This is a genomic window from Rhizobium sp. 10PS4, from assembly GCF_032464805.1.
Classification (GTDB): domain Bacteria; phylum Pseudomonadota; class Alphaproteobacteria; order Rhizobiales; family Rhizobiaceae; genus Rhizobium; species Rhizobium laguerreae.
In genome coordinates this window covers 62,493-76,656 of the sequence record NZ_JAWDIW010000019.1, presented here as the reverse complement: position 1 = coordinate 76,656, position 14,164 = coordinate 62,493, and the positions used below count along the sequence as shown (strand labels likewise).

Sequence of the window (14,164 nt, the reverse complement as noted above, 5' to 3'; positions counted from 1 at the left end):
TTATTGACCGGAAATTCGTGATCTTCTCGAGCAGACAACGCCGTGGCTACAGAAATAGCCGAGTATCTCGCAGAAACGAGCGGAGTTATATCGCGGCTCCATCCGCCCCCTTACCCCTCACTCAGCGTCCGCTTGACCGCATTCTTCCAACCCTTGAGCTTTGCCGCCCGCACCTTCTCGTCCATCTCGGGCTCGAACCGCCGATCGCGTTTCCACGTCGCCGAAAAACCGTCCCGGTCCGGCCACACCCCTGCCCGGCTGCCGGCGAGCCAGGCAGCCCCCAGCGCCGTCGTCTCCAGGATCACCGGGCGGTCGACCGGGGCATCGAGCAAATCGGCAAGGCGCTGCATCGTCCAGTTAGAGGCGACCATGCCGCCGTCGACGCGCAGCACGGTGTCGTCGGTGCCGTTCTTCCAGTCCTTCTGCATGGCGTCGAGCAGATCGCGGGTCTGGTAGCAGACGGCCTCCAGCGCCGCCCGGGAGAGTTCTGCCGGGCCGCTGTTGCGCGTCAGCCCGAAGATCGCACCGCGCGCCTTCGCATCCCAGTGCGGCGCGCCGAGCCCGGTGAAGGCGGGCACGAGGTAGACCTCCTGTGTCGGATCGGCCCTTTCGGCAAGGGCGTTGGTCTCGGCGGCGCTGCCGATGATGCCGAGCCCGTCCCGCAGCCATTGCACCGCGGCGCCGGCGATGAAGATCGAACCTTCCAGCGCATAGGTCGTCTCGCCGTTCAGGCGGTAGGCGATGGTGGTCAACAGCCGGTTTTTGGACCGCACCATATCGGCGCCGGTATTGAGCAGCGCGAAACAGCCGGTGCCGTAGGTTGATTTCATCATGCCCGGCGCAAAACACGCCTGGCCAATGGTCGCTGCCTGCTGATCGCCGGCCACGCCGAGGATCGGGATAGCAGCACCGAAAATATCAGGATCGACCGTGCCGAAATCGGCGGCGCAATCCTTGACCTCCGGCAGCATGGCGGCGGGGACTCTCAGAATCTCAAGCAGATCCTCGTCCCACGTGTTTTCGGCAATGTTGTACATCAGCGTGCGCGAGGCGTTGGTGGCATCGGTGACGAAGCTCTTGCCACCCGTCAGCCGCCAGATCAGGAAGGTGTCGATCGTGCCGAAGCAGAGATCGCCCCTGGCGGCGCGCGCCCGCGCGCCCTTCACGTTAGCCAGCATCCATGAGAGCTTGGTGCCGGAAAAATAGGGATCGAGGATCAGCCCGGTCTTCTTCGTGAACAGCCGCTCGAGATCCTGCCGTTTCAGATTGTCGCAATAGCTTGCCGTACGCCGGTCCTGCCAGACGATGGCATTCTGGATCGGCCGGCCCGTCTCGCGCTCCCAGACGACGACGGTCTCGCGCTGGTTGGTGATGCCGAGCGCTGCAAGATCCCTAGCCTCGATCCCGGCATCGCGCAGCGCCATGTGGACGGTGGAGACGACCGAATCCCAGATCTCCTCGGGATCGTGCTCGACCCAGCCGGAGCGCGGATAGATCTGGGTAAATTCCTTCTGGCCCTTGCCGGCGACATGCATGTCGCCATCGAAGACGATCGCCCGCGTCGACGTCGTTCCCTGATCGATCGCCAGAACATATCCGCTCATGAAATTCCTCCCTTAACATGTGGATTATCGTGACAAATCAATAGGCCACGGATGCGGGCGAGAAAAGCGAATAAAGCGGAATTGCCAGCCCGCCGGCTTTAGGCATAACCTCGCAGTCAACGCTGCAACGCAGCATCGCGATTTCAGGGAGAACAGCATGAGCAGAACAGTTGTCGTCACCGGTTCCACCAGCGGCATCGGCCTTGCGATCGCCACTGCCTTCGCCGAAACGGGCGACAACGTCGTCATCAATGGTTTCGGAAAGGCTGATGAAATCAATGCGATCGTCGAACGGCTTGAATCATTGTCCAAAGGCCGGGCGCTCTATCATCCGGCCGACATGACGAAGCCGGCCGAGATCGCCGACCTGATCGAAACGGCTGCCAAGACCTTCGGCAGCGTCGATGTCCTGGTCAACAATGCCGGCATCCAGCACGTCGAGAAGATCGAGGATTTCCCGATCGAGAAATGGGATCAGATCATCGCGATCAATCTGTCGAGTTCCTTTCATACCATGCGCGCCGCAATCCCGCTGATGAAGATGAAGAAGCATGGCCGCATTATCAACATTGCCTCGGCCCACGGCCTCGTCGCCTCTCCCTTCAAATCCGCCTATGTCGCGGCAAAACATGGTATATTAGGCCTGACGAAGACGGCAGCACTCGAGCTTGCCGAGTTCGGCGTGACCGTGAACGCCATTTGCCCCGGCTACGTGCTGACCCCGCTCGTCGAGAAGCAGATCCCGGACACCGCCAAGGCCCGCGGCATGACCGAGGAGCAGGTAAAGAGCGAAGTCATCCTCAAGGCGCAGCCGACGCATGAATTCGTCAAGGCCGAGGAGATCGGCGCACTGTCGCTCTACCTCGCCAGCGACGCCGCCCGCCAGGTGACCGGAACGCATATCTCGATTGACGGGGGCTGGACGGCGGCTTAACCATTTGGAAAAACAACCGGGAACATCATGAACGACAGCATCCGCTTCATCCTCAATGGCGAGGACATCACGCTTACCGATGTCGCGCCGACCGAGACGCTTCTCGATTTTCTGCGGTTGAAGCGACGGCTGACGGGCACCAAGGAAGGATGCGCCGAGGGCGATTGCGGCGCCTGCACCGTGCTCGTCGGCCGGCTGGCCGACGGCAAGCTCGCCTATGAATCCGTCAATGCCTGCATCCGTTTCATCGGCTCGCTGCACGCCACCCATGTGGTAACGGTCGAGCATCTGGCCGGCAGGGACGGCGCCCTGCATCCCGTCCAGCAGGCATTGGTCGATTGTCATGGCTCGCAATGCGGCTTCTGCACCCCAGGCTTCGTCATGTCGCTTTACGGTCTCTGGCTCGCCAAGGAAAAGCCGAGCCGCCAGGAAATCGAAAAGGCGCTGCAAGGCAATCTCTGTCGCTGCACGGGCTATGAGCCGATCGTCAAGGCCGCCGAGCAGGTGAGCCTGATGCGGCCGAGCACGCTCTTCGATCCGCTGGAACGGACGCGCTCTGAAATCGTCTCGCGGCTTTGGGCAATGCAGGCGAGCGGTACGATCAGGATTGCGAATGGCGAGGACCGGCTGATCGTGCCGGCTTCGGTCCAGGCGCTGGCCGAGGTCCTCTCGCAGGAACCCGACGCAATTATCGTCGCCGGCGCGACGGACGTCGGCCTCTGGGTGACGAAGCAGATGCGCAGGCTGAGCCCGGTTGTCTTCATCAATCATTTGAGCGAATTGCAATCGGTCACGGAAGGCGAGGACGGCGTTACCATCGGCGCCGGCGTCAGCTACACCAAGGCCTTCGAAGCAACCTCTCAGAAAATCCTGGCGCTCGGCCGGTTGATCGATCGCGTCGGCGGCGAGCAGGTGCGCAACATGGGCACGATTGGCGGCAACATCGCCAACGGCTCGCCGATCGGCGACAGCCCGCCGCCGCTGATCGCGCTCGGCGCGACGCTGACGCTGCGGTCCCTGGAAGGTCAGCGCAGAATGCCGCTCGAGGATTTCTTCATCGCCTATGGCAAGCAGGACCGAAAGCCCGGCGAATTCGTCGAAAGCGTCTACGTGCCCTATCCGGCGGGAACAAGCCGCTTTGCCGCCTACAAGATCACCAAGCGCCGCGACGAGGACATCACTGCCGTGCTCGGCGCCTTCCTGCTGACGCTCGACGAGGCAGAAATCGTTTCCGACATCCGCATCGCCTTCGGCGGCATGGCGGCAAGGCCGAAACGCGCCCGCACGGTGGAGGCCGAGTTGATCGGCAAACCATGGACGGAAGTAACGATCGAGGCAGCCCGCCACGCATTCGACGCCGACTACCAGCCGCTGACCGACTGGCGCGCCACGGCGGAATACCGACAACTGACGGCGAAGAACCTGTTGACGCGGTTCTATCTCGAGACCGTGGGCGCGCCGGCGGAGCTGAAGCGGTTCGAGGAGGTGGCGTAATGAAAAAAGCGACCGTCCGCCTGATCTCCAAGACCTGGTCGCAAGCTTCGATGGGAACGGCCGCGGTCGCCTCCCCTCCCTCATTCCTGTGCCTGTCACAGGAATCCAGCGTGCCCAAGTCCTTGGGCGCGAGAGACTTTTGCTTAGTGTCATATGAGTCATTCACCGCGCAGACGCGCGGTGGCTGGATTCCTGTGACAGGCACAGGAATGAGGGAGTGCGGAGTAACCGCATCCCATCGCTCCCTTCGCGGAGGACGCCGCTAATGGACAAATCCACCTTCGAAGACCGCAAAGCCATCATCAACGGCCCGATGCACGGCTCGCTGCGGCATGATTCAGCGCATAAGCATGTCACCGGAACCGCTGATTATATCGACGATATTCCCGAACCCGCAGATCTGCTGCATGGCGCCGTCGGCCTCTCAGATCGGGCGCATGCCGAAATCCTCAGCATCGACCTTTCCGCGGTCGCCGCGCATCCCGGCGTCGTCTGGGTTTTCACCGGCAAGGACGTGCCCGGTATCAACGACGTCAGCTCCAACGGCAGCCATGACGAGCCGCTGCTGGCCGAAACTCTAGTTCAGTTTCATGGCCAACCGATCTTTGCCGTCATCGCCGAGACGCGTGATGCCGCCCGCCGCGCCGCGCAGCTGGCAAAGATCGACTATCGCGACCTGCCGCACTGGAGCGATATCGACGGCGCGCTCGCCAATGGCAGCCCGCTCGTCATCACCCCGATGACGCTGCACCGCGGCGAGCCGGAAACGGAAATGACGAATGCTGCCATGCGTCTGAAAGGTCAGATGCGCATCGGCGGACAGGAGCATTTCTACCTCGAAGGCCATATCGCCGTGGCGATCCCCGGCGAGGACGACGAGGTCACCGTCTGGTCCTCGACGCAGCATCCAAGCGAGATCCAGCACATCGTCGGCCACGTACTCGACATCCCTTCGAACGCAGTGACAGTCAACGTGCGCCGCATGGGCGGCGGCTTCGGTGGCAAGGAAACGCAGGGCAATCAGTTCGCAGCACTTGCGGCGATCGCCGCCAAGAAGCTCGGCCGCGCAATCAAATTCCGCCCTGATCGCGACGAGGATATGAGCGCCACCGGCAAGCGCCACGATTTCCTCGTCGATTACGAACTCGGCTTCGACGCTGAAGGCCGCATCCATGCGGTCGACGCCACTTATGCGGCGCGCTGCGGTTTCTCCTCCGACCTCTCAGGGCCGGTGACCGACCGTGCCCTCTTCCATGCCGATTCCAGCTATTTCTATCCGCATGTGCATCTGACCTCGAAGCCGCTGAAGACGCACACCGTCTCTAACACCGCCTTCCGCGGTTTCGGCGGGCCGCAGGGCATGCTCGGCGCCGAACGCTTCATCGAGGAGATCGCCTATGTCGTCGGCAAAGACCCGCTTGATGTCCGCAAGCTGAATTTCTATGGTCAGCCGGGCTCCGGGCGTACGCTCACCCCCTACCATCAGGAGGTCGAGGACAACATCATCGCCCGCATCGTCGAGGAGTTGGAGGAAACGGCCGAATACCGGGCGCGGCGCAACGCCATCATCGCCTTCAACCGCGACAGCCGCTACATAAGAAAGGGCATCGCGCTGACGCCGGTGAAATTCGGCATTTCCTTCACCATGACCGCCTTCAACCAGGCAGGCGCCCTCGTCCACATCTACCAGGACGGCTCGATCCACCTGAACCATGGCGGCACCGAAATGGGCCAGGGCCTCTATACCAAGGTGGCGCAGGTGCTGGCCGACAGCTTCCAGGTCGATATCGACAGGGTAAAGATCACCGCGACGACGACGGCCAAGGTGCCGAACACCTCGGCCACCGCCGCCTCCTCCGGCTCGGACTTGAACGGCATGGCCGCCTATGACGCCGCTCGCCAGATCAAGGAACGGCTGGTCGCCTTTGCCGCCGAGAAATGGGATGTTGGGGCCGCCGATGTCGTCTTCCTGCCGAACCGCGTGCGCGTCGGCGAGATCGAGATCCCCTTCCCCGATTTCATCAAGCAGGCCTATCTCGCCCGCGTCCAGCTTTCCGCCGCCGGCTTCTACAAGACGCCGAAGATTCACTGGGACCGCAAGGCCGGCCGCGGCACGCCCTTCTATTATTTCGCCTACGGCGCCTCCTGCACTGAGGTTTCGATCGACACGCTGACGGGCGAATATCTGATCGATCGCACCGACATCCTTCACGATGTCGGCCGCTCGCTGAACCCGGCGATCGACATGGGCCAGGTCGAAGGCGCCTTCGTCCAGGGCCTGGGCTGGCTGACGACGGAAGAGCTCTGGTGGGACGACAAGGGCCGGCTGCGCACCCATGCTCCCTCGACCTACAAGATCCCGCTCGCTTCCGACCGCCCGAAGATCTTCAACGTGCGCCTTGCCGAATGGTCCGAGAACACTGAGGCCATCATCGGCCGCTCCAAGGCCGTCGGCGAACCACCCTTGATGCTGGCGATCTCGGTGCTGGAAGCGCTGTCGATGGCGGTAGCAAGTGTGGCCAACTACAAGGTCTGCCCGAGGCTCGACGCCCCGGCGACGCCGGAACGGGTGCTGATGGCGGTCGAGCGGATGAAGCGGGTATAACAGATGGAAACGCGTCCGGCTGGTTTGTTGGCTGAGCAGGACGGGCAGAGAGCTTGGAGTGAGCGATACCCCCCTCTGTCCTGCCGGACATCTCCCCCACAAGGGGGGAGATCAGCAAGAAGGAATGCTCTGCGCCTTACTACCTTGCCGCTACATCACCAAAGTCCGACTCTGCGCTACGACTTCTCTGTTCCGGGAAGTCGCCGCCTCATACCGATCTCCCCCCTTGTGGGGGAGATGTCCGGCAGGACAGAGGGGGGTGACACACCCGCGAACCCATCGGTCAGCCATCCATGACCGGCATCCACCCCTTCCTCGCCGCCCACCCAGACTGCATCCTCGTCGATATCACCGGCACGCAGGGCTCGACCCCACGCGAGGCCGGTACCTTCATGCTGGTATCGCAAACCGCGTTATGGGGCACGATCGGCGGCGGCCAGTTCGAATTCATGGCGATCGCGAATGCGCGGGACTTGCTCGCGGGAACCGGCGGGATGGCGGAGATGGATATCCCGCTCGGGCCTGAGATCGGTCAGTGCTGCGGTGGGCGCACGCAATTGCGGTTTCGCCGGGTGACGCGGGCGGTTACCGAGGAAATCGAGGCAAGACTTGCCGGCGAGATCGAGTGTCTGCCGGCGGTCTATCTCTTCGGCGCCGGCCATGTCGGCCGGGCGCTGGCAACGGCCCTTGCGCCGCTGCCGCTGTCGGTGACGGTTGTCGAGACGCGGCAGGAGGAACTCGCCAACCTGCCTCCCGAGACGAAGACGCGGCTCATGCCGATGCCCGAAGCGCTGGTGAAGGATATTCCGGCTGGCGGCGCGATCGTCATCCTGACGCACGACCACGCGCTGGATTTCCTCATCGCCCGCGAAGCGCTGGAAAGAACGGATCTCGCCTATGCCGGCATGATCGGCTCGGCCACCAAGCGCGCCACCTTCGCCAGCTGGCTTTCCCGGGAAGGCGGCGGTGAGCGTGGCTGGCTCGAGCGGTTGACGCTGCCGATCGGCGGCGCCGCGGTCAGGGACAAGCGCCCTGAGGTGATCGCCGCCTTGACCGCCGCCGAGATCCTGACGGCGCTCGCTGCCTACCGCATGCGCTCGTCCTCGTAATAGGGATCGCGCCCGTCGAGGAAACCAAGATCGCGCTTAACGCGGTCCGGCGCAGCAGTGAGATCGAGCCGGGGCAGACGGCAGAAACGGTCAGGGCCGCTTGCCAGCCAGCCGGCAAGGCGCCGGAAAATCTGGATTCTTGGCTGCGGCCGGCTCTCTTCGATAACATGGCAGTCCATGACATCACCTCGATAGATTGATGGTATGAGTTGCAGTTTGCGGCCAAAAATGCTGCAATTCCAATCGAACAACCGTCTGCCTGCATTAAGAGAACTTATCCATGAAGCTGTCGAAACAATTCCCGCTGAATGCGTTGCGCGTTTTCGAAGCCGCTGCCCGGCTCGGAAGTTTCACCAAGGCGGGCGACGAACTCGGCATGACGCAGACGGCCGTCAGCTATCAGATCAAGCTGCTGGAGGAGAATGTCGGCGAGCCGCTCTTCCTGCGCCGTCCCCGCCAGATCGCACTGACAGACACCGGCGAGCGGCTGGCCCCGAAGGTGACGGAAGCTTTCGCCATGCTGCACGACGCGATGGCGACGGCGCGCGACAGCGTCGAAGGCACGCTCGCCATCAGTTCGACCCATACCTTCGCCTCGAAGTGGCTGGCGCCGCGCCTTGGCTCCTTCCATTTGAAACATCCGGCCATCGCGGTGCGCTTTCAGGCGAGTTCTGACATCATCGACTTCGCCCGCGAACAGATCGATGTCGGCATCCGCTGGGGCGACGGCAACTGGCCGGGGCTGGCGCTGCACCGGCTGATGGGGCTGGAGTTCACGCCGATGCTGAGCCCGAAGCTGGCGGAGGCGGCAGGTGGCATCAGGGAGCCGCGCGATCTCCTGAACTTCGATATCTTCGACGCCGGCGACATCTGGTGGAAACAATGGTTCGAGGCAGCCGGCGTCACAGACACGGATCTCGATCGGCGCCCGCGCAACCAGCTCGGCTCTCAGGCGGTCGAAGCCGATGCGGCGATCGCCGGCCATGGCGTCGCCATCCTTCATCCTGCCTTCTATGCGGCCGAGATCGCGCTCGGCCGGCTCTATCAACCCTTCGAACTGACCCGCAGCGACGGCAAGGCCTACTGGCTCGTCTACCCGGAAAACCGTCGCAACGTGCCCAAGATCAAGGCCTTCCGCAACTGGATCCTCGAAGAGATGAAGGCAGCCGGAAATTGATGCATGTCACCTAAAAATGTGCAGCCATTTTCGGGCAGCGACATGCCGGACCCGGTTCGTGAGCCGGGTCCGGTCTTGGCTCGGCTTCAAAATCCCATTTCCGGCGCGTAGAAACAGCGCGGTGTATCCTCGTTCGGGAACAGACAGAGATGATAGTCATTATCGCCGGATTGCATCGCCTGCGTCATCGGCAGCAGAAAGACATGTGCATGCGTGACCAGCCGGTGGTCACCCGGCATCAGCGTCACACGATATCCGCCTGGCGTCACCGCCACGCTTTTCGAAGGGATCATTTGGCAATCGCCGCTATGACTGTCGCCGTTGCAACAATAGGGGTCATAACTCCACCCCGAGGGTGCGTCGTGAGCCATCGCCAACGACGCATACGCAATCATCACACACGTCAGAATGCTGCGCATGGGCATCTTCTCCGTCGATGAATGCGCCGCCGATGATCTAAAGGTTCTATTTCACTCCGGCGGCCTGCAAATAACTGTAATCGAGTCGTCGTAGTTCAAGATCTGCTGAATTAGCAGATTCAGCATAGGGCGGAGATAATGCACAGCCTTCTCGGCAGCTTTTAGGCACGCAACAGCAGATCGGCGATGCAGCCGCGATCGGCAGCTTCGGCAAAACCGCCGGAAATCGTCAGCGGAGCGCCGAAGATCTCGACGAGCCCATTACCGAGGATGAGACCTTCGCCGTCTCGGCAGGCGAGAATAGGGATTGCCGTCGTCTCGCTGTAGCGCAGCAGCGCGGAGAGATAGCCGGGATCGTCGTTCAGATGCGGGAAGAACTCGAAGGGCAGGAGATCAAGAGCCGCGCCGTCCTGCGCCGCATCAGGCGAACCGCCGGAAAAGAGCGCGTCGACTGCGATCGTCGGCGTCATCAAAATCGCCCCAGCACTGGTTCCGACGAGAATGCCGTCGTCCAATGCCCATGAGCGCAGCTTGTAGAGCATGCCACTCTGCCGCAGCCTTCTCAAAAAATCGCCGGTGTGGCCGCCGGAAAGATGGATGGCGTCGCAGGAAAACAGCCGGCTGATCTCCTCGTTGCCGGAGAGAGCGTCGAGATCGACGAAGGGATCGAGAGAAAGCCCGTAGCTGAAGTAATACTGCCGTTTCTCATCGAAAAAAGCGCGCTGCGGATCCGGACCGGATGCAATATAGCCGATGCGGTTCCCGCGCGCGAGGACGAGCGCGGCAAGCCGGCGGTCCATCGGCGCGTTTTCGGCGATGACCTGATCGCTGTAGAGTGCGGTGATCATTCCATTGCTCCTTTGGCCGCGTCAGCGATTGAGCGCGTGTCCTTCAATCTCCTCTTCCCTCCCCGCCAAAATTTCCGCAATGTCACGAGTCGGAGGAAGATAGGGGAACTCGATGTATGAATATGCCATAGCATGGGAATGGCTCGCCTTCGCGGCGCGTTGGTTCCATGTCATTACCGCGATCGCCTGGATCGGATCGTCCTTCTATTTCATCGCGCTCGATCTCGGACTGGTGAAACGCCCACATCTGCCACCCGGCGCCTATGGCGAGGAATGGCAGGTCCATGGCGGCGGCTTCTATCATATCCAGAAATATCTGGTAGCACCCGCCCAGATGCCGGAGCACCTGACCTGGTTCAAATATGAGAGTTATTTCACCTGGATATCAGGCTTCCTGATGCTATGCATCGTCTATTACGGCGGCGCCGACCTGTTCCTGATCGACCGGCATGTGCTCGATATCAGTCCGCCGACTGCGATCCTGATCTCGCTGGCATCGCTCGGCGTCGGCTGGGTCGTCTACGATCTGCTCTGTAAGTCGCCGCTTGGGCGAAACACCTGGGGACTGATGGCGGTGCTCTATATCGTGCTCGTCTTCATGGCCTGGGGCTATACGCAGCTCTTCACCGGCCGCGCCGCCTTCCTGCATCTCGGTGCCTTCACCGCGACGATCATGTCGGCCAACGTCTTCATGATCATCATTCCGAACCAGAAGATCGTCGTCGCCGACCTCATCGCCGGACGGGTTCCCGATCCCAAATACGGGCAGGTCGCCAAGCAGCGTTCGCTACACAACAACTACCTGACGCTGCCCGTCATCTTCTTCATGCTGTCGAACCATTATCCGCTGTCCTTTGGTACGCAATTCAACTGGGTGATCGCGGCTCTGGTCTTCCTGATGGGCGTCACCATCCGCCACTGGTTCAACACGACGCATGCCAGGAAGGGCCGACCGACCTGGACCTGGATCGTTACCGTCATTCTCTTCATCCTGATCATGTGGCTTTCGACCGTGCCGAAGCTGCTGACCGGCGAAACCGATGCGGCGGCGGTCGCGCCCGCCTTCCAGCAATTCGCCGGCGATCCGCATTTCCCCGCCGTCAAGCAACTGGTCTCGACGCGCTGTTCCATGTGCCACGCGGCCGAGCCGGTCTATGAGGGTATCGTGCGGCCGCCCAATGGCGTGATGCTCGAAAACGACGCGGAAATCGCCGCCCATGCCCGCGAGATCTATATACAGGCGGGCCGCAGCCATGCCATGCCGCCCGGCAACATCACCGATATAACGCCGGACGAACGCAAGCTGCTGGTCGCCTGGTTCGAGAGCGCAGTCGAAGGCAAGAAACAATGACGACGACACTCCTGCGCGGCCGCCTGCTTTCCTTCCACCGCGCGCCGCTAAGCCTCGCCGACAGCCAAAGCTATCTTTACGAAGAGCATGGCGGCCTGCTGATCGAGAATGGGCTGATCACGGCAATCGGGCCCTATACCGACGTCAAGGCAAAAGCAGCCGCAGACACGGTCGAGATCGACCACCGCCCGCACCTGATCATGCCGGGCTTCATCGATATGCACCTGCATTTTCCGCAGATGCAGGTGATCGCCTCCTACGCCGCCAACCTGCTCGAATGGCTGAATACCTATACTTTTCCCGAGGAATGCCGTTTCGTCGAAAGCGCGCATGCTGAAAGGATCGCCACGCATTTCTACGACGAGCTGATCCGCCACGGCACGACGACGGCGGTTGCCTATTGCTCCGTGCACAAGACCTCGGCCGACGCCTTCTTCGCCGAGGCGATGAGACGCAATATGCGCATGGTCGGCGGCAAGGTGATGATGGACCGCAACGCCCCGCAGGGCCTGCTCGACACGCCCGAGATGGGCTATGACGAGACCCGCCAGGTGATATCGGACTGGCATGGCAAGGGCCGCAACCACGTCGCCATCACACCGCGCTTCGCCATCACCTCGACACCGGCGCAGATGGAAGCGACATCAGCCCTTGCCCGCGAATTTCCCGACCTGCACATCCAGACGCATCTTTCGGAAAATCACGACGAAATCCGATTTACCTGCGAGCTCTATCCCGACGCGACCGACTATACCGACATCTACGCCCGCTATGGCCTGCTCGGGCCGAAAAGCCTCTTCGGCCACGCCATCCATCTGTCCGAGCGCGAGGCCGATGTGATGAGCGAGGCAGGTGCCGTCGCCGTCCACTGCCCGACCTCGAACCTTTTCCTCGGCTCCGGACTGTTTCCGTTGAAGGCGCTGGCGCGGCGCGAAAAGCCGGTACGCATCGGCGTCGCCACAGACATCGGTGGCGGTTCCAGCTATTCGATGCTGCGGACGATGGACGAAGCCTACAAGATCCAGCAGTTGCTCGGCGAACGGCTGAACCCGCTGGAAAGCTATTACCTGATGACGCGCGGCAATGCCGACGCCCTGTCGCTGGCGGACCGGATCGGCACGCTGGAACCCGGCACCGAGGCCGATCTCGTCATTCTCGATGCAACGGCGACACCCGCCATGGCGCTAAAGATGGAAGTGGTGAAGACGCTGCCCGAGGAACTCTTCCTGCTGCAGACGATGGGCGACGACCGGGCGATCGCCGAGACCTATGTGGCCGGCGTTGCGTTAAAGGCGGGGCTTTGCTGACACGCCCTGTTACTCTCGAATTCGGACCGCGAAAGGCAGCCCGGCGGGGCTCCAATTTCCCGTAACGCTCCTGCCAAATTCATGTTATGGCCGATGGCTGCATTCAGATGTGAAGGTTCAATTCATGGCCACCCCGCTCACCATCGCCGACCTGAAAAAGCTGGCACGGCGCCGTGTGCCGAAGATGTTTTTCGACTATGCGGATTCGGGCGCCTGGACGGAGTCCACCTATGCGGCGAACGAGAGCGATTTCAGCCAGATCAAGCTGCGCCAGCGGGTGATGGTCGATATGACCAACCGCACGCTGGCAACGACGATGATCGGCCAGAAAGTGTCGATGCCGGTGGCCTTGGCGCCGACCGGCCTGACCGGCATGCAGCATGCCGATGGCGAGATGCTGGCCGCACGCGCCGCCGAGGAGTTCGGCGTTCCCTTCACGCTTTCGACGATGAGCATCTGCTCGATCGAGGACGTGGCGTCAGCGACGACGCGCCCCTTCTGGTTCCAGCTCTATGTGATGAGGGACAAGGATTTTGTCCTCAACCTCATCAACCGCGCCAAGGCGGCCGGATGCTCGGCGCTGGTGCTGACCGCCGATCTGCAGATCCTCGGCCAGCGGCATAAGGACCTGCGCAACGGCCTGTCGGCGCCGCCGAAATTCACCCCGAAACATGTCTGGCAGATGGCGACCCGGCCCTTCTGGTGCCTGGATATGCTGCAGACCAAGCGCCGCAGCTTCGGCAATATCGTCGGCCACGCGAAGAATGTCTCCAGTATCGCCTCGCTCTCCGCATGGACGCACGAGCAGTTCGACCCGCGGCTGTCCTGGGCCGATGTCGCCTGGATCAAGGAACAATGGGGCGGCCCGCTGATCATCAAGGGCATACTCGATCCGGAGGATGCCAAGGCGGCCGTCGACACCGGCGCCGATGCAATCGTCGTCTCCAATCACGGCGGCCGCCAGCTTGACGGCGCCCCCTCCTCGATCAGCATGCTGCCGAAGATCGTCGACGCCGTCGGCGACCGTATCGAGATCCATCTCGACGGCGGCATCCGCTCCGGCCAGGACGTGCTGAAGGCTGTGGCGCTTGGCGCCAGGGGCACCTATATCGGCCGCCCCTTCCTTTATGGTCTCGGCGCCATGGGCAAGGAAGGCGTATCGCTGGCGCTCGGCATCATCCGTAAGGAGATGGACATCACCATGGCGCTCTGCGGCAAGCGCGACATCAACGACGTGAATTCTTCGATCATCGACGGGCGGCAATGACCTGCCGCCCGCGACGGACACGGCAACGGCTTCCTAAATATATCTCGAT

The 14,164-nt window shown here is 62.0% G+C and carries 12 protein-coding genes; 8 read left to right on the top strand and 4 right to left on the bottom strand.

The genetic code is table 11. The annotated features are described in order from the left end of the window. Positions 1–110 precede the first annotated feature (110 nt). Positions 111–1,604, bottom strand: a complete 1,494-nt coding sequence (gene glpK, locus RWJ89_RS30160; RefSeq protein WP_077978965.1) for a glycerol kinase GlpK — start codon at positions 1,602–1,604, stop codon at positions 111–113. Positions 1,605–1,761: 157 nt separating this feature from the next. On the opposite strand from glpK, the gene RWJ89_RS30155 reads away from it, so the two are divergent. The 4 genes from RWJ89_RS30155 (at position 1,762) to xdhC (ending at position 7,746) form a co-directional block, all read left to right on the top strand. Continuing rightward, entirely contained in the window at positions 1,762–2,538 is a 777-nt protein-coding gene (locus tag RWJ89_RS30155; protein ID WP_316031900.1) for a 3-hydroxybutyrate dehydrogenase, read from the top strand. 27 nt (positions 2,539–2,565) lie between these two features. Next, a complete protein-coding gene (gene xdhA, locus RWJ89_RS30150; protein ID WP_316031899.1) occupies positions 2,566–4,032 on the top strand; it encodes a xanthine dehydrogenase small subunit in 1,467 nt (488 codons plus the stop codon). Between the two features lie 265 nt (positions 4,033–4,297). Next, complete coding sequence (gene xdhB / locus RWJ89_RS30145) at positions 4,298–6,637, top strand: xanthine dehydrogenase molybdopterin binding subunit (protein ID WP_316031898.1); 2,340 nt, start codon at positions 4,298–4,300, stop codon at positions 6,635–6,637. A gap of 293 nt (positions 6,638–6,930) precedes the next feature. After that, entirely contained in the window at positions 6,931–7,746 is an 816-nt protein-coding gene (xdhC, locus tag RWJ89_RS30140) for a xanthine dehydrogenase accessory protein XdhC (protein WP_316028676.1), read from the top strand. On the opposite strand, the gene RWJ89_RS30135 is transcribed toward xdhC, so the two are convergent. Beyond that, positions 7,722–7,925 (bottom strand): hypothetical protein, encoded by a 204-nt coding sequence (locus RWJ89_RS30135; RefSeq protein ID WP_131664535.1) that lies wholly within the window; start codon positions 7,923–7,925, stop codon positions 7,722–7,724. The two genes, xdhC and RWJ89_RS30135, sit on opposite strands and share 25 nt — an antisense overlap. Positions 7,926–8,026: 101 nt before the next feature. Here RWJ89_RS30135 and RWJ89_RS30130 point away from each other — a divergent pair, with 101 nt between their 5' ends. Then, positions 8,027–8,923 (top strand): LysR substrate-binding domain-containing protein, encoded by an 897-nt coding sequence (locus RWJ89_RS30130; protein ID WP_020051190.1) that lies wholly within the window; start codon positions 8,027–8,029, stop codon positions 8,921–8,923. Between the two features lie 86 nt (positions 8,924–9,009). Here the strand turns inward: RWJ89_RS30130 and RWJ89_RS30125 are convergent, their stop codons facing one another. Beyond that, complete coding sequence (locus RWJ89_RS30125; protein WP_168330373.1) at positions 9,010–9,342, bottom strand: hypothetical protein; 333 nt, start codon at positions 9,340–9,342, stop codon at positions 9,010–9,012. 161 nt (positions 9,343–9,503) lie between these two features. Next, entirely contained in the window at positions 9,504–10,190 is a 687-nt protein-coding gene (locus RWJ89_RS30120; protein ID WP_316031897.1) for a Type 1 glutamine amidotransferase-like domain-containing protein, read from the bottom strand. 112 nt (positions 10,191–10,302) lie between these two features. Between RWJ89_RS30120 and RWJ89_RS30115 the strand changes: the two genes are divergently transcribed. From RWJ89_RS30115 to RWJ89_RS30105, 3 genes are all read left to right on the top strand, one after another. Beyond that, a complete protein-coding gene (locus RWJ89_RS30115; protein ID WP_017961574.1) occupies positions 10,303–11,541 on the top strand; it encodes a urate hydroxylase PuuD in 1,239 nt (412 codons plus the stop codon). After that, positions 11,538–12,848, top strand: a complete 1,311-nt coding sequence (gene guaD, locus RWJ89_RS30110; RefSeq protein ID WP_316031896.1) for a guanine deaminase — start codon at positions 11,538–11,540, stop codon at positions 12,846–12,848. The genes RWJ89_RS30115 and guaD overlap by 4 nt, the downstream gene beginning before the upstream one ends. Before the next feature lie 124 nt (positions 12,849–12,972). Then, positions 12,973–14,115 (top strand): alpha-hydroxy acid oxidase, encoded by a 1,143-nt coding sequence (locus RWJ89_RS30105; RefSeq protein ID WP_316031895.1) that lies wholly within the window; start codon positions 12,973–12,975, stop codon positions 14,113–14,115. The last annotated feature ends 49 nt before the right edge of the window (positions 14,116–14,164 follow it).